Origin of the sequence: Kitasatospora sp. NPDC088134 (genome assembly GCF_044741705.1) — a bacterium.
Classification (GTDB): domain Bacteria; phylum Actinomycetota; class Actinomycetes; order Streptomycetales; family Streptomycetaceae; genus Kitasatospora.
The window spans coordinates 246,345-261,293 of record NZ_JBIUTD010000009.1; the positions used below are offsets into that span (position 1 = coordinate 246,345).

The 14,949-nt window shown below is 72.1% G+C and carries 12 protein-coding genes; 6 read left to right on the forward strand and 6 right to left on the reverse strand.

Annotation, left to right across the window (positions count from 1 at the left end; genetic code table 11):
• The first annotated feature begins 27 nt into the window (after positions 1 to 27).
• Positions 28 to 1,515, forward strand: a complete 1,488-nt coding sequence (locus ACIOHG_RS17495; protein WP_400951081.1) for a cytochrome P450 — start codon at positions 28 to 30, stop codon at positions 1,513 to 1,515.
• A gap of 372 nt (positions 1,516 to 1,887) precedes the next feature.
• On the opposite strand, the gene ACIOHG_RS17500 is transcribed toward ACIOHG_RS17495, so the two are convergent.
• Positions 1,888 to 2,664 (reverse strand): lytic polysaccharide monooxygenase, encoded by a 777-nt coding sequence (locus ACIOHG_RS17500; RefSeq protein ID WP_400951083.1) that lies wholly within the window; start codon positions 2,662 to 2,664, stop codon positions 1,888 to 1,890.
• Positions 2,665 to 3,251: 587 nt separating this feature from the next.
• Here ACIOHG_RS17500 and ACIOHG_RS17505 point away from each other — a divergent pair.
• From ACIOHG_RS17505 to ACIOHG_RS17520, 4 genes are read left to right on the forward strand one after another with little or no spacing between them, the layout of a single operon-like run.
• Positions 3,252 to 4,385 carry an LLM class flavin-dependent oxidoreductase gene (locus ACIOHG_RS17505; RefSeq protein WP_400951085.1) on the forward strand — a complete coding sequence of 378 codons (1,134 nt, stop codon included), beginning with the start codon at positions 3,252 to 3,254 and terminating at the stop codon, positions 4,383 to 4,385.
• The gene (locus ACIOHG_RS17510) at positions 4,382 to 5,221 is read left to right on the forward strand and encodes an ABC transporter permease (protein WP_400951086.1); all 840 of its coding nucleotides are present in this window, start codon (positions 4,382 to 4,384) and stop codon (positions 5,219 to 5,221) included. The genes ACIOHG_RS17505 and ACIOHG_RS17510 overlap by 4 nt, the downstream gene beginning before the upstream one ends.
• 37 nt (positions 5,222 to 5,258) lie before the next feature.
• The gene (locus ACIOHG_RS17515; RefSeq protein WP_400951089.1) at positions 5,259 to 6,290 is read left to right on the forward strand and encodes an ABC transporter substrate-binding protein; all 1,032 of its coding nucleotides are present in this window, start codon (positions 5,259 to 5,261) and stop codon (positions 6,288 to 6,290) included.
• Positions 6,291 to 6,318: 28 nt separating this feature from the next.
• The gene (locus tag ACIOHG_RS17520; protein ID WP_400951208.1) at positions 6,319 to 7,146 is read left to right on the forward strand and encodes an ABC transporter ATP-binding protein; all 828 of its coding nucleotides are present in this window, start codon (positions 6,319 to 6,321) and stop codon (positions 7,144 to 7,146) included.
• Positions 7,147 to 7,153: 7 nt separating this feature from the next.
• Here ACIOHG_RS17520 and ACIOHG_RS17525 read toward each other — a convergent pair whose 3' ends face one another.
• A complete protein-coding gene (locus ACIOHG_RS17525) occupies positions 7,154 to 8,206 on the reverse strand; it encodes an aldo/keto reductase (RefSeq protein WP_400951092.1) in 1,053 nt (350 codons plus the stop codon).
• Positions 8,207 to 8,513: 307 nt separating this feature from the next.
• Here ACIOHG_RS17525 and ACIOHG_RS17530 point away from each other — a divergent pair, with 307 nt between their 5' ends.
• On the forward strand, positions 8,514 to 11,171 hold the full coding sequence (locus tag ACIOHG_RS17530) for an NPCBM/NEW2 domain-containing protein (RefSeq protein ID WP_400951094.1): 2,658 nt from the start codon (positions 8,514 to 8,516) through the stop codon (positions 11,169 to 11,171).
• A gap of 58 nt (positions 11,172 to 11,229) precedes the next feature.
• On the opposite strand, the gene ACIOHG_RS17535 is transcribed toward ACIOHG_RS17530, so the two are convergent.
• The 4 genes from ACIOHG_RS17535 to ACIOHG_RS17550 all read right to left on the reverse strand — a co-directional run bounded on the left by ACIOHG_RS17535 (position 11,230) and on the right by ACIOHG_RS17550 (position 14,878).
• Complete coding sequence (locus ACIOHG_RS17535; RefSeq protein WP_400951097.1) at positions 11,230 to 12,612, reverse strand: uracil-xanthine permease family protein; 1,383 nt, start codon at positions 12,610 to 12,612, stop codon at positions 11,230 to 11,232.
• Between the two features lie 138 nt (positions 12,613 to 12,750).
• A complete protein-coding gene (locus tag ACIOHG_RS17540) occupies positions 12,751 to 13,791 on the reverse strand; it encodes a hypothetical protein (RefSeq protein WP_400951100.1) in 1,041 nt (346 codons plus the stop codon).
• Between the two features lie 286 nt (positions 13,792 to 14,077).
• Entirely contained in the window at positions 14,078 to 14,458 is a 381-nt protein-coding gene (locus ACIOHG_RS17545; protein WP_400951103.1) for a hypothetical protein, read from the reverse strand.
• 210 nt (positions 14,459 to 14,668) lie between these two features.
• Positions 14,669 to 14,878: a hypothetical protein gene (locus tag ACIOHG_RS17550; RefSeq protein ID WP_400951105.1), complete on the reverse strand. Its 210-nt coding sequence runs from the start codon at positions 14,876 to 14,878 to the stop codon at positions 14,669 to 14,671.
• Positions 14,879 to 14,949 lie beyond the last annotated feature (71 nt).

Genomic DNA, 14,949 nt, shown 5'->3' on the forward strand with positions numbered 1-14,949 from the left:
CACCGCGCCTTTCCCCGGAGTCCCCCCGTGACGTACGAAGAACCCGCGTACGACCCGTACGCGCCGCAGCCGGGCGCCGCCGTCCCGCCGCCCGGCTGCCCCGCCCACCGCGGCGCCACCGCCCCGCAGGGCGACCCGCTGCTCAGCCTGTTCGGCCCCGAGGCCGAGGCGGACCCGGCCGGCTTCTACGAGAAGCTGCGCGCCGAGTACGGCGAGGTCGCTCCCGTCCGGCTGCACGGCGACCTGCCCGCCTGGCTGGTCCTCGGCTACTCCGCCAACCTCACCGCGATGCGCACCCCCTCCCGGTTCTCCCGCGACTCCCGGCGCTGGACCGAGTTCCAGCAGGGCCGGGTCGCCCCGGACTCGCCCGTCCTCCCGGTGATCGCCTGGCAGCCGACCTGCTCCTTCGTCGACGGCGAGGAGCACCGCCGGCTGCGCACCGCCGTCACCGACGGCCTCAACGGCTTCGACCGGCGCGGCATGCGGCGCTACGTCACCCGCTTCGCCGACCAGCTGATCGCCGGCTTCGGCCACGGCGGCCGGGTCGACCTGGTCTCCCAGTTCGCCGAGCACCTGCCGATGCTGGTGATGACCCAACTCGTCGGCATGCCCGAGGAGTACGGCCCGCGGCTGGTCGAGGCCGCCCGCGACCTGGTCCGCGGCACCGAGACCGCGTACGCCAGCAACGAGTACGTGGTCGAGTCGCTGCGCCGCACCATGGAGCGCAAGCGGGCCGAGCCCGGACCCGACCTGGTGACCCGGCTGATCGAGCACACCTCGGCGCTCACCGAGGACGAGGTGCTGCAGCACCTGCGCTCGGTGCTGCTCGCCGCCAACGAGACCACCAGCAACCTGATCTCCGAGACGCTGAAGATGGTGCTCACCGACCGGCGCTTCCGGGCCCACCTGTCGGGCGGTCAGATGACCCTGCCGGACGCGCTGGACCAGGTGCTGTGGGACTCGCCGCCCTTCATGCTCGTCCCCGGTCGCTGGGCGACCGGGGACACCGAGCTGGGCGGCCGGGCGATCAAGGCCGGCGACATGCTCCTGCTCGGCCTGGCGGCCGGCAACGCGGACCCCGCCGTCCGCCCCGACCTGGACACCCCCCTCTTCGGCAACCGCTCCCACCTGGCCTTCGGCAGCGGCCCGCACGAGTGCCCCGGCCAGGAGATCGGCCGGGCGATCGCGGAGACCGGCATCGACATCCTGCTGACCCGGCTGCCCGACCTGCAACTCTCGGTCGGCGAGGAGGAGTTGCGCTGGCGCGGGAACTGGATGTCCCGCCACCTGACCGCCCTCCCGGCCCGCTTCACCCCCCGGACGGCCCTCCAGCCGCAGGCCCCCACCGCCAGCACCGCGGCCCCCGCCATCACCACCCCGCCGCCGGCCGCCGTCCACATCCCGGCCCAGCCCACCTACACGCCCCCGCCGCCTCCGTCGGCCCCGCCGACAGCCGCCGTCCCGGCCCAACGGCGCGGCTGGTGGGCGAAGTTGCTGGCCAAGCTGGGCGTGTAGGAGCCCGGGGGAACTCTTCGGCAGACGAGGGGACGAAATCAGGGGCCCGGGGAACGGCGGGGCCGAGAGGCGCGGGGCCGGAGGACAGTGGGGCGCTACGGGGCGTCGGCCAAAAGACCTCCGGCCCGAAACGGGGTCGGCGCTTCGCGGCCCGTCGGTCACCCGCCCCTCGGCCCCGCCGTTCCCCGGGCCCCTGGAGCTTCGCTCCCAGCGGGCCCGGGACGGAGCTTCGTTTCCAGCGCGCCCGGGACAGAGCTTCGCTCCCAGCGGGTCCGGGACGGAGTTTCGCTCCCGGGCCCCTGGGGGGAAATGTGGTGCCCGCCCGGTGGCCTTCCCCCACAGGAGGTCGCCGGGCGGGCTGGTCGGGCGGTGTTACTTGCAGGCGCCGAGGTCGTCCCAGACGCCCCACTGGCCGGTGGTGCCGGGCTGTTCGCCCTGGGTCCACCACTTGGCGCGCCAGTTGTGGCCGGCGTAGGAGATGGTCTCGCCGCCGTTGTAGACGCGGCCGGCGTCCCAGGCCGGGGCGGTGCAGGTGCCCGTCCCGCCGGTGCCGCCGCCGGTCGTCCCGCCCGTCGTTCCGCCGGTGGTCCCGCCCGTGGTGCCGCCGGTCGTTCCGCCCGTCGTCCCGCCCGTGCCGCCGATGTTGACGTCGATGCAGGAATAGAAGGCGTTCGCGGTGTCGGAGACGTTCCAGACCGCGAGGACCTTCTGGCGGCCGGTGAAGCTGCCGAAGTTGACCGAGTGGCTGAGGTCGGCGGGGGGTTGGGCGTTGTTGCCGGGGAACTGGGCGATCAGCGTGGAGCCGATGAAGTACTGCCAGCTCGCGGTGGAGTGACGGGCCGTCAGGTGCCAGCTGAAGGTCTGGGTGGAGGAGACGTTGGTGACCGCCCAGCCCTTGTTGTTGTCATCGAGTTCGGCGTACTCGGGGTGGCCGCCGCTGCAGCTGGTCAGGCCCTTGGGGCCCTCGACGCTCTGCGGTTCGTACTTGATCTGGCCGCAGCTGACGACGTTGTTGGCGCACTGCGCCTGGCGGCTGGCGGGGTCGGTGACCCAGCCGTGCGCGCTCGCGGTGCCCGCGGACATGGTGAGTCCGAGGAGCGGGGCGACCAGCGCGCCGACGGCGACGGTCACCTTTCTCTTGGTCTGCATCGTTTCCGTGCCCTTCGCAGGTGTGGGGGTGGTCCGGGCCGTCCGGACGCGCCGGTTTCTGGGGACACGTCGGACGCCGCCGTGGCGCGGGGTGCGGTCACGTGCGGGACCTCCGTGCGACCGGTGCGACAGGTCGGGGAGACGGCCATAGGTCTAGACCGGATACTGAGGGAGACGATAGCGACGTACCGGAGGCGGTCAAGGGCTTGGGCGAAACGCGTGCTTCCGGTCCGGTCGCCGGCCCGGGGAGCCAACGGACCGTCACGGTGACCGGCCGACCCGCCCCGTGACACCATGCGGGACGCGGCCGCCCACGATGCGGACACGACCTGCCTCCGACCGGCCCGGACGTGGTAGCTTCCCCGGCATGTCGCAGCGAGTCTTTCTCACCACCCGGGGTCACATCGACCTCCTCCGGGTGTGTTCCGCTGCCTGTCGCCGCGCCTGACCGCGCGTCCGGCCGTGTCCTGTTCCGGCCGATAGCGATTCGTCCCCCTGCCACGTCCTGACCGCGCCCGGTCGCCGCTCCGCGCGGCCGTCGCGCCGCTGCCCCGCCCCCGGCCCGCCGCCGGAGAAGAGGACCCACCGTGCCCTCCCATGCCCCGACCCCGCCCGAACCCCCCGTCTTCCACTGGTTCCTGCCGACCGGCGGGGACGGCCGCGACCCCGGCGGCGTCACCGCCGTGCAGGGCCGGACCGGTGCCGCGACCCGGCGCCCCGCCGACGTCGGCTACCTCGCCCAGGTGGCGCGGGCCGCCGAGCAGGCCGGGTTCGCCGCGCTGCTGACCCCGGTCGGGCTCGGCTGCGTGGACCCCTGGGTGCTGGCCTCGGCGCTGACCCAGCACACCTCGCGGATCGGGTTCCTGGTGGCGTTCCGGGCCGGTTTCGCCAGCCCCACCCTGCTCGCCCAGCAGGCCGACGCGTTCCGCCGCTTCGCGGGCGGCCGGCTCCGGCTGAACGTGGTCACCGGCGGCGACCCGGCCGAGCAGCGCGCCTACGGCGACCACCTGGTCCACGACGAGCGCTACGCCCGCACGGACGAGGTGATGGCGGTGCTGCGCGGACTGCTGGACGGCGACCGGGTCGACCACGCGGGCGCGCACCTGCGGATCGAGGGCGCGCAGCTGGTCGACCCGGCGCTGGAGCACCCCGTCCCGCTGTACTTCGGCGGGGCCTCGGCCGCCGCCGAGCAGGTCGCGGCCCGCCGCGCGGACGTCCAACTGCTGTGGGGCGAACCGCCGGTGGCGATCGGCGAGCGGATCGCCCGGCTGCGGGCGATCGCCGCCGGGCAGGGCCGGACGCTGCGGTACGGGCTGCGGCTGCACGTGATCGCCCGGGACACCGCCGGACAGGCGTGGGCGGAGGCGGAGCGCATCCTGGCCGGCCTCGACCCGGCGGCGGTCCGCGCCTCGCAGGCCAGGTTCGCCGCGATGGACTCCACCGGCCAGGCCCGGATGACCGCGCTGCACGGCCGCGGCACCGCCGAGGACCTGCTGGTCGCCCCGAACCTGTGGGCGGGCATCGGCCTGGTCCGGGAGGGTGCGGGCACCGCGCTGGTCGGCTCGCACGAGGAGGTCGCGGCCCGGCTGGCCGAGTACCGGGCGCTGGGCGTCGACGAGTTCGTGCTGTCCGGCTACCCGCACCTGGAGGAGGCGTACCGGGTCGGCGAGGAGGTCGTCCCCCGGGTGCGCGCCCTGGTCGCCGCCGGGGGTGCGGCATGAGCGCCGCCGTCGCCGCACCGGCGCGCCCCGCCGCCGTCCGGGGGCCGCGCGGCGGCGCGCTGCGCTGGACCGCGCTGCGCGCCCTGGCCCTGGCGGTGCTGCTGGCGGCCTGGGAGCTGGTGGTCCGGCTGGAGGTGTGGCCGCGGGTGCTGGTGCCCGCGCCGGGCGAGGTCTGGCACCAGCTGGTACTGGCATCCACGGTGCACGACGGGGTGCGCGGCTACAGCGGCCACCTGCTGGGCGAGCACCTGGCGGCGAGCCTGGGCCGGATCGCCCAGGGCACCGGCTGGGCGGTGCTGTTCGGCACCGCGCTGGGGCTGGCGATCGGCACGCTGCGGCCGGTGGCGGTGGTGCTGGAGCCCGCCGTGACCTTCCTGCGGACGCTGCCGCCGCTGGCCTACCTGAGTCTGCTGGTGATCTGGTTCGGCATCGACGAGGCGCCGAAGGTGTGGCTGCTGCTGATCGCCGCGCTGCCGCCGGTGGCCGCCTCGACGGCCGCCGCCGTGCGCGGGGTGCCCGCCGATCTGGTGGAGGCCGCCCGGGCGCTCGGTGCGGGCCGCTGGTCGCTGCTCGGCGGGGTGGTGCTGCCCGCCGCGCTGCCGGAGATCCTCACCGGCGTGCGGATCGCCCTCGGGGTCGCGTACACCTCGGTGGTGGCCGCCGAGACGATCAACGGCGTGCCCGGCATCGGCGGCATGATCCGCGACGCCCAGCGCTACAACCAGACCGCCGTGGTGATCGGCGGAATCCTCGTGGTCGGCCTGTCCGGCATCGTCCTGGACGGCCTGCTGCGGGCCGTCGAACACCTCACCGTGCCGTGGCGCGGCCGTTCCTGACCGATCGTCAATTTCCTTCTGCCCCAACGGAGTCACGATGACCTTCCGCCGTTCCGCCCTGCTCGCCTCCGCCGCCCTGCTGCTGGCCGGTGCCACCGCCTGCTCCGATGCCGGGTCCGGCAGCGCCGACGGGAAGAAGAGAACCGCCGTCCGGATCGCCTACCAGGAGATACCCAACGCCGACCTGGTGGTGAAGGACCGGCGGCTGCTGGAGCAGGCGCTGCCGGACGCCGACGTCAAGTGGGTCAAGTTCGACTCCGGCGGCGACGTCAACACGGCGGTGCTGGCCGGGTCGGTGGACTTCGGACTGGCCGGGTCCAGCCCCGTCACCAAGGGACTGTCCGCACCGCTGAACATCCCGTACAAGGTGCTCTGGGTGCACGACCTGATCGGCGAGAACGAGGCGCTGGTGGCGCGCGGCGGGATCACCGAGGTCCGGCAGCTGGTGGGGAAGAAGGTGGCGACGCCGTTCGGCTCCACCTCGCACTACTCGCTGCTGGCCGCGCTGCAGGCCGCCGGGGTCGACCCGGCGAAGGTGACCGTCGTCGACCTGCAGCCGCAGGACGCGCTGGCCGCGTGGAAGCGCGGCGACATCGACGCCGCCTACACCTGGACGCCGACCCTCACCGAGCTGGAGAAGGACGGCAAGGTGCTGGTGACCAGCCGTCAGCTCGCCGAGCAGGGCAAGCGGACCGCCGACCTCGGCGTGGTCACGAACGCCTTCGCCCAGGCCCACCCGGAGATCGTCACGGCCTGGCTGAAGGCCGAGGACCAGGCCGTGCAGCTGGCGAAGAGCGACCCGCAGCAGGCCGCCGACTCGATCGCCAAGCAGCTGAACCTGAGCCCCGCCGACGCGCTCGCCCAGTTGAAGCAGCTGGTCCTGCTGACCGCCGCCGAGCAGGCCGGGCCCGACTACCTGGGCCGGCCCGGCGCGCCCGGGAAGCTCGCCGACAACCTGCACGACGCCGCGGTCTTCCTGAAGGGGCAGCAGAAGGTCGACGCGGTGCCGGACGCCTCGGTGTTCGCCAAGGCGCTCGCGGTGGAGGAGCTGTCCCGTGCCGCCGGCTGACCCCGCGCCCGCCGTCGCCGAGTCAGCCGTGCCCGCCGTCGCGTCCGTCGCGTCCGTCGCCGAGTCAGCTGTGCCCGCCGCGCCCGCCGTCGTGTTGGACGGGGTGGGCGTCCGGTACGGCGGGCGGCGCGGGGCGCCGGCGGTGACGGCCGTCGCCGAGGTGTCGCTGACGGTGGGGGAGGGGGAGTTCGTCGTCCTGGTCGGCCCGTCCGGGTGCGGCAAGACCACCCTGCTGCGGGTGGTCGCCGGGTTCGAGCGGGCCACCGCGGGCAGCGCGCTGGTGCACGGCGCGCCGCCCGCGCCCGGCGGCGGCACGGGGCTGGTGTTCCAGCAGCCCCGGCTGTTCCCGTGGCGCACCGTCGGCGGGAACCTGGCGTTCGCGCTGGCCCGGCACGGCCTGCCGCGGGCCGAACGACCGGACCGCATCACCGAGTTGCTCGACCTGGTCGGTCTGGCCGGGTACGCGGGGCGGCGCACCTGGGAGCTGTCCGGCGGCCAGCAGCAGCGGGTGGCGATCGCCCGCGCGCTGGCCGGCCGGCCCCGGCTGCTGCTGCTCGACGAGCCGTTCGCGGCGCTGGACGCGCTCACCCGCGAGCGCCTCCAGGAGGAGCTGCGCACCCTGACCGCCCGCTCCGGCACGGCCGTCCTGTTCGTCACCCACTCGGTGGACGAGGCGGTGCTGCTCGGCTCCCGGGTGCTGGTGATGGCCGCCGACCCGGGCCGGGTGGTCGCCGACCTGCCGATCGACCTGCCGCGCGACGGCGCCACCGATCCGGCGGCGCTGCGCGGCAGCGCCGAGTTCGCCCGCCTGCGCGGCGCGCTCTCCCGGACCCTGCGGGAGGCCGCCGCGGGCTGACCCGCTGTCAGGCGTCGGCCGCGGCCCGTTCGGCGAGCGGGCGGCGGCGGGCGGCTGGGGCCAGGGCGGGGGACTGCCAGGCGCCGTCGGCCCGGTAGAGGTCGGTGCCGGGCGGGACGATCTCGTCGATCCGGTCCAGCGCGGCGTCGTCGAGGACCAGGTCGGCGCCGTCCAGCAGGCCGGTCAGCTGGTCGAGGGTGCGCGGGCCGATGATCACCGAGGTGACGGCGGGGTGCGCGAGCGGGAAGGCGACGGCCAGTTCGGGCAGCGTGCGGCCCAGGCCCTCGGCCAGCTCGATCAACTGCTCGACGGCGTCCAGCTTGCGGAGGTTCTCCGGCAGCGCCGGGTCGAAGCGGTGCGGGGTCAGCGCGGCCCGCCCGCTGCTCAGGTCGATCGTGCCGCTGCGGCGGTAGCGGCCGGTCAGGAAGCCGGAGGCGAGCGGCGACCAGGTGAGCACGCCCATGCCGTGGCGCCGGGCCACCGGCAGCACGGTGGTCTCGACGCCGCGGGCCAGCAGCGAGTACGGGGGCTGTTCGGTCCGGAACTTGGGCAGCGCCCGGCGCTCGGCGGTCCAGTGCGCCTCGACCAGGTCGGCGGGCGGGAAGGTGGAGCAGCCGAAGGAGCGGATCTTGCCGGCCCGGACCAGGTCGCCGAGCACCGACAGGGTCTCCTCGACGTCCGTGCGGTGGTCGGGGCGGTGGATCTGGTAGAGGTCGATCCGGTCGGTGCGCAGCCGGCGCAGGCTGTCCTCGACGGCGCGGACGATCCAACGCCGGGAGTTGCCACCCCGGTTGGGGCCCTCGCCCATCGGGAAGTGCACCTTGGTGGCGAGCACCACCTCGTCCCGCCGCCCCTGCAGGGCCTTGCCGACGATCTCCTCGGACTCCCCGGCCGAGTACATGTCGGCGGTGTCGACGAAGTTGACGCCGCGGTCGAGCGCGGCGTGCACGATCCGGGCGCACTCCTGGTGGTCCGGGTTGCCGACGGCGCCGAACATCATGGTGCCGAGGCAGTGCGTGCTGACTTCGATGCCGGTGCCGCCGAGGACGCGGTAACGCATGGTGGTTCCCCTTCTCCGGGTGCCCAGGGTGGGCGCGCCGCGGTCACCCTAGGAGCTGGAGTCCGCTCGAAGGCAAGGCACCGGCCCGGACCTTACTCGCATGTGACATGTCACGCAATACTGAATGAAAGCTTGCAGGATAAAAGTCATGGGAGGCATGCAAGTCTTCTGTCGTCCAGTGCAATCGTATTGACAGATCTTCACCGGAAAGCCCTCAATAGGCAACGCAATCCCACACGTTCCACCAACACCCGTCGCCGTCCCCCACGGCCCCGGGCTCCCCCCACCCCGAGAGGATCGACCGCGCATGCGCCGACTGGCCTGTGCCCTGTCCGCCGCCCTACTCGTCGCCTCGGCCGGCACCGCCGTCGCGATACCGCCCGCGTTCGCGGCGGGCGCCCCCGCGCCGACGGCCGCCGCGTCGACCGCCGGCCCCTACGTGCTCCAGGCCGAGAGCATGTCGCTGACCAACTTCACCACCGAGACGGTCGCCCACAGCGCCTACGGCAACCCGGTCGAGACCGTCACCTACGCCAAGGGCGTGGCCGGGCAGACCAGTTCGGCCCGCTCCGCGTTCGCCGGCACGGCCGGCACGTACGACCTGATCACCCGCTACAACGGCATGACCGCCAACGGCGTCGCGTACCGGCTGGCCGTCAACTCCGTGCAGGTGGACAGCTGGTCGAACAACCGGCGCTGGGGCACCGACTACACCGACCCGAAGAACCTCGACACCCGCACCAGCAGCAAGGTCGACCTCAAGCCGGGCGACACCATCGAACTGACCGCCGTCTCGGCGGGCGAGGTGCCGCGGATCGACCGGATCACCGTCCAGCAGTACGTGGGCGCGCCGACCAGCCAGCTGAGCATCAACTCGCCGAACAGCACGCTGAACGACGGCTTCAACTGGGGCAAGGACCGCGCCCTCGGGATGGCCTTCTACCCGGGCAACCCGATGATGGGCCACGAGCCCGAGTGGTGGCGCCTGCAGAACGCCGACCACAGCACCGTGCAGCCCGGCTACTGGGGCGCCTACACCAGCCGCGAGTCGTACTACAACCGCGACATCTCGCACCAGTCGGACGGCGCGCACGTCCTCGGCCTGGACGCCCAGACCTACAGCATGATGAAGACCTTCGCCGCCGACGCCTCGGCCCCCGGCCAGAACGGCTGGCCGCTGTGGGCGCACAGCCCCACCGGCGCGATGTACTACATCGACGGCACCGGCTTCCGCGAACTGCCCTCGCCGTTCAACCTGATGGCCAAGGCGTACAAGCAGTACCAGTGGACCGGCAACGCGGACTGGATCAACGACCCCACGCTGTCCGCGTACTACGACTCCACCATGGGCCCGTTCCTGGCGAGTCACGAGGTCAGCTGGAACGACGCGAACCCGGCCGCCGAGCAGCCGGTGGCGAAGAAGCAGAACGGCGAGTACACCGCCACCTTCTTCGAGTTCCCGAACGAGAACCTGGTCTCGGCCGGCGACTCGCTCGGCTACCAGTACCAGTCGATGGTCGCCTACGCCGCCATCCTCAAGGCCAAGGGCGACAGCGCGGGCAGCGCCACCTGGACCGGCCGGGCCGAGCGGCTGCGCGCCTACTTCGAGGCCAACTGGTTCGACTCCGCCAACAACCGCTACTACCGCGGCAAGGACGCGGCCGGCAACGGCTACAGCAGTTGGGGCCACGAGGCCAGCTTCCTGATGATGCTCACCGGCCTCGGCGACCACGGCCCGCGGACCAGCAGCTACCTCGACTTCATCGCCGCCAACGACAACGACCTGAACGTCGAGGCGACCTCCTACCTGCCGGAGACGTTCTACCAGTACAACCGCTCCGCCGAGGGCTGGTCCTGGCTGAAGAAGCTGCTGACCGGCCGGGACAGCTACCCGGAGATCTCCTTCCTCGCGGTCAGCAGCGTCGTCGACGGCATGATGGGCGTCCAGCCCGACGCGCCGAACGGCAAGGTCGCCACCGTCTCCCGGCTCACCGCGGACACCCCCTACGTGGAGCTGGACCACCTCAAGGTCGGCGGCAACGACCTCAAGCTCAAGCACAACGGCACCACCGCCTCCACGCTGACCAACAACAGCGGCGGCAGCATCACCTGGGAGGCCCAGTTCTACGGCACCCCGTCGAGGATCACCGTCAACGGCGTCGCGCAGACCCCGCAGACCAAGACCCTCTACGGCCAGACCGTCTCCTACGTGAGCGTCCCGGTCGCCCCCGGCGCCACCGTCACCGCCGACGCCGGCAGCACCACCGCCGACACCACCGCGCCCAGCACCCCCACCGGGCTGACCGCGGCCACCGTCGGCACCAGCACCGCCGACCTGAGCTGGAGCGCCGCCACCGACAACGTCGGCGTCACCGGCTACACCGTCTACCGCGACGGCGTCCAGGTCGCCACCACCACCGGCACCACCTACAGCGCCACCGGCCTGACCCCGGGCACCTCCTACGCCTACACCGTCAAGGCCGTCGACGCGGCCGGCAACCTCTCCGGCGCCAGCAACACCGCCACCGTCACCACCGGCGCCGCCGGGGCCGCCACCGACCTGAGCGACGTGCCGTGGGCCACCGCCCGCAGCGACTTCGGCAGCGTCCAGCGCGACCGCAGCGTCGACGGCCACCCGCTGACCCTGAACGGCACCGTCTACCCGAAGGGGATCGGCACCCACGCCAACGGCTCAATCAGCTACAACCTGAACGGCGGTTACAGCCGGTTCCGTTCGGACGTGGGGGTGGACGACGAGATCACGGCGAACGGGTCGGTGGTCTTCGAGGTGTGGGGCGACGGCGTGCGGCTGTACCAGAGCTCGGGGGTGCTGACGCCGAGCAGCGCGACGCAGTCGGTCGACATCAGCGTGGCGGGGGTGAAGACGCTGGAACTGCGGGTCACCGACGGCGGCAACGGCATCAACAGCGACCACGCCGACTGGGCGGGCGCCCAACTCTCCTGACCTGCACCGCAGTTGCCCGGCCCCGGGATGGTCCGCCGCCCCGGGGCCGGGCGCGTGCTCAGTCCTCGTACGCGCTGGTGCCCTCGTCCAGCAGCGGCGTGTTCGCCGGCCCGGGGTCCTTCAGGTGCGCCGGGGCCAGGGCGCGCAGGCCGTGGTAGCCGAGCAGCGCGATCAAGGTGCCCAGCGCGATGCCGCCCAGCTCGAAGGAGTCGGTGAACTTCAGCGTCACGTTGCCGATGCCGACGATCACGCCCGCCGCGACCGGCACCAGGTGCAGCGGATTGGTCAGGTCCACCTTGTTGTGCACCCAGATCTGCGCGCCCAGCAGGCCGATCATGCCGTACAGCACCACGGTGATGCCGCCCAGCACCCCGCCCGGGATCGCCGCGACCACCGCGCCGAACTTCGGGCACAGGCCGAACAGCACCGCGAACCCGGCCGCGCACCAGTACGCCGCCGTCGAGTACACCCGGGTCGCCGCCATCACGCCGATGTTCTCCGCGTACGTGGTCGTCGCCGGGCCGCCCACCGCCGTCGACAGCACCGTCGCCGCGCCGTCCGCCATGATCGCGTCGCCCAGCCGGTCGTCCAGCGGATCGCCCGTCATCTCCGAGACCGCCTTCACGTGCCCGGCGTTCTCCGCGATCAGCGCCACCACCACCGGCAGCGCCACCAGCACCGCCGAGGCCGAGAAGCTCGGCGCGTGCAGCGAGGGCAGGCCGATCCAGTCCGCCTTCCCGACGCCCGAGAAGTCCAGCCGCCAGTGGTCGGTGGCCGCGCTGCCGCCCACCGCCGAGTGGATCCGCCCGAAGACCCGGTCGAACAGCCAGGACACCGCGTACCCGAACACCAGCCCCAGGAAGATCGCGATCCGCGACCAGAACCCGCGCAGCACCACCAGCGCCAGACCGGTGAACACCATCGTCAGCAACGCCGTCCACTGGTCCTGCGGCCAGTACGTCCCCGCCGCCACCGGCGCCAGGTTGAATCCGATCAGCATCACCACCGCGCCCGTCACCACCGGCGGCAGCACCGCGTGCACCACCCGCGCGCCGAAGCCGCGCACCACCGCGCCGCAGGCCGCCAGCACCGCGCCCACCACCAGCAGCGCACCCGTCAGCGTCGACGCGTCCCCGCCCTGGGTCTTGATCACCGCCGCCACGCCGACGAACGACAGGCTGGAGCCCAGGTAGGACGGAATCCGACCCTGCGTCACCAGCAGGAAGAACACCGTCGCCACGCCCGACACCATCACCGCGAGGTTCGGGTCCAGCCCCATCAGCACGGGCGCGACGAAGGTGGCCCCGAACATCGCCACCACGTGCTGCGCCCCGAGCCCGACCGTCCGCCCCCAGGACAGCCGCTCGTCCGGCTTCACCACCGCCCCGGGCCGCGGCGACCTCCCGTCCCCGTGCAGCTTCCACCCGAACGCGACCTTCATCCTGTTTCCTGTTCCACTCGACCGAACCATCCCGGAGCGGACTCCAGGAGTACACGTTGACCACATCATGATCTCCCGGCCGCGGCGCAAGCCCTTCGAGGCCCGGTGCGGTGGACGCGGGGGTGCACGGATGTCCGGTCAGCGGCGGGCGATCCTCAACCATTCCGTGGCGGGTAGGTCCAGAGCGATCAGGATTCGTGCGAACAGAGCCGCAACGAGCATGAAGACCAGCAGGACCACGGCCTCCGGGACCTGAAAGTGCGTCAGTGTGATGATGACGCCAAGCAGAACGGCGAGCATGGCTGTTTGGACCGCAACGGCCAGGACGACGCGGCGGCGTGACGATCGGACGGGCCGCCAGTCGAGCTCCAGGCGCAGGACGGCGGGGTCGACGACCAGGGTCGAGTGCAGTCCGCTCTCGTGCCGTTGGGTGGCTTGGGCAAGGACGGCTGTGCAGAGTTGGGCGATGCGTGTCTTGCTCTCCTCGGGACGTTGGAGGAACTTTGAGCGCTCGTCCTTGAGATTGGCGACCAGGCGCTGTGCGATGGAGATGCTCTCGGCCCTCGCGTGCGGATCTGCATGAGCCGACAGGGCTGTCGCCTGTGTCAGCACCGCTTGGCACAGGGTGTTGATGGCGTCGGAGAGTGCCTGGGTGAGACTCTGGTGGCGCTTCGCCCGGCGGGCGGACTCACCGGTGGCGGCGAGGAGTTCGACCACGTTCACGGCTGCCCGTGTGGTCGAGGCGAAGACAGTACTGCGGGCGGTGGCCCGAGCATCGGCAATGGCCAGTGCCCCAGTGATGAGGATCATGGCGTAGACGACAGCGATCTGGCGTGCAGTAGGGTCTGCAGCTCCTTCTGCTGCTGGCGCCAACAGGAACGGCACCGCCCAGGTGGCCAGCACGCCGACCTTGTGGACGCCGAATGCCGTGGATCGGAAGGCCACCATGGTGAAGTCGAGTAGCGCGCCTTCGGGAACACTGCATTCCACCAGTGCAAGCCGGACCCGGTCTGCACTTTCGATGTTCCGATTTTCGGCACGGGTGCGCACCGGGCGGAGCCGGCTCTGTATGAGTCGACCGGGGCGTCGGACGGTATATGTCCATGCCGGCGATATGAACAGCATGGTGACGAGTATCCATACGATCCACAGGGCAACGATGGCGTTCAGAGGTGTCATGAACAAGAGTGAATCACCTGATATGGCAGTCTCACTCCAAGATCGAACGATGGCATGATCAACACGTGGTCGTCCGCCTGAATATTGCCTTGCTGGCGAATCGTCGGATCTCGACTTCCTCCGCCAACAAGGCTCTTGGTGTGGCTGACGCATCGGCGAGGATGCGAAGGAAGTGGCTCAGGGCATCGTCGTTTTACGCGACTGGCCCGGCCCGTTCCGGGGCGATGATCGCTTTCCCGCGCTGCGCCCGGCGGGCTCGATCGCCGTGTGGCCGTAGGCTCTCCGCTCACCTCATGAACGTGATCACCAGCGGGTTCGATTCCGGCGCGATGTAGTCGTACGTCGGGAAGTCGACGTGGCAGTGATGGCTCGCGTCCGCCTCGGCCGCGAAGTCCTCGATGTTCTCGGCGAGGATGTAGAGGGCTTCCCGCCCTCCCCGGATCCACAGGATCCGGTCCTCCGCCACGATCGAAACGGTGTCGTGCTCCCGGTCCTCCCGGAACGCGACACCGGACAGCGACCCCTCGTAGGGGAAGGGGTGCTGGTTCTCCGAGAGGTCACAGCTGCCGGCCTTCCCCCGCAACAACTGCCCGAGCGCCAGGAGTTCTCGACGCGTCCCGGAAAGTTCGAGTTCTCCGGGGTCCCCGCTGTACAGAACCTGCACCATCACATCCCCTCCGACCGGCCGGTCCTATCGAGCACCGAGGCGGATCGCCCTGCCGGCCCGTCGACCCCGGCAGATCTTGAACGCGGACAGATCTCGAACGCGGTCTGAGCGCGGTGCCCACCGGCTCGTGAAGGGGCGGCAGGAACGCGGCGCCGACTCGGGGTGGGCTGCCTCGACCGGTCGGGTGCGACGCGCGGTCGGGCGTGGGGGTCAGGCCGGGGTGAGGGTGTCGAGGGCGCCGGACTTGGCCTGGGTGATGAGGTCGGTGAACTGGTCGAGGCTCATCTGGATCTGCTGGCCGAAGTCGTCGGTGAGGCGGACGCGCCGGTCCTCGGGGGCGTCCGGGTCGAGGAAGAGTTGCGGGCAGCCGCAGTTGCAGTTGCCGCAGAAGGTGGCGAGGGGGAGGGCGGGTTCGCGCACGGCGGTGGTTCTCCTGTTCCTGAGGATCGGGTCGGAGCAGTGGTCGGCCCGGGGGAGGGGCGGGTTCCCGG

What these genes read in the sequence shown, in the direction of transcription:
- ACIOHG_RS17515 (WP_400951089.1), top strand. Translation starts at nt 5,259, where the DNA reads ATGACCTTCCGCCGTTCCGCCCTGCTCGCCTCCGCCGCCCTGCTGCTG.
- ACIOHG_RS17535 (WP_400951097.1), bottom strand. Translation starts at nt 12,612, where the DNA reads ATGAAGGTCGCGTTCGGGTGGAAGCTGCACGGGGACGGGAGGTCGCCG.
- ACIOHG_RS17530 (WP_400951094.1), top strand. Translation starts at nt 8,514, where the DNA reads ATGCGCCGACTGGCCTGTGCCCTGTCCGCCGCCCTACTCGTCGCCTCG.
- ACIOHG_RS17525 (WP_400951092.1), bottom strand. Translation starts at nt 8,206, where the DNA reads ATGCGTTACCGCGTCCTCGGCGGCACCGGCATCGAAGTCAGCACGCAC.
- ACIOHG_RS17500 (WP_400951083.1), bottom strand. Translation starts at nt 2,664, where the DNA reads ATGCAGACCAAGAGAAAGGTGACCGTCGCCGTCGGCGCGCTGGTCGCC.
- ACIOHG_RS17540 (WP_400951100.1), bottom strand. Translation starts at nt 13,791, where the DNA reads ATGACACCTCTGAACGCCATCGTTGCCCTGTGGATCGTATGGATACTC.
- ACIOHG_RS17545 (WP_400951103.1), bottom strand. Translation starts at nt 14,458, where the DNA reads ATGGTGCAGGTTCTGTACAGCGGGGACCCCGGAGAACTCGAACTTTCC.
- ACIOHG_RS17510 (WP_400951086.1), top strand. Translation starts at nt 4,382, where the DNA reads ATGAGCGCCGCCGTCGCCGCACCGGCGCGCCCCGCCGCCGTCCGGGGG.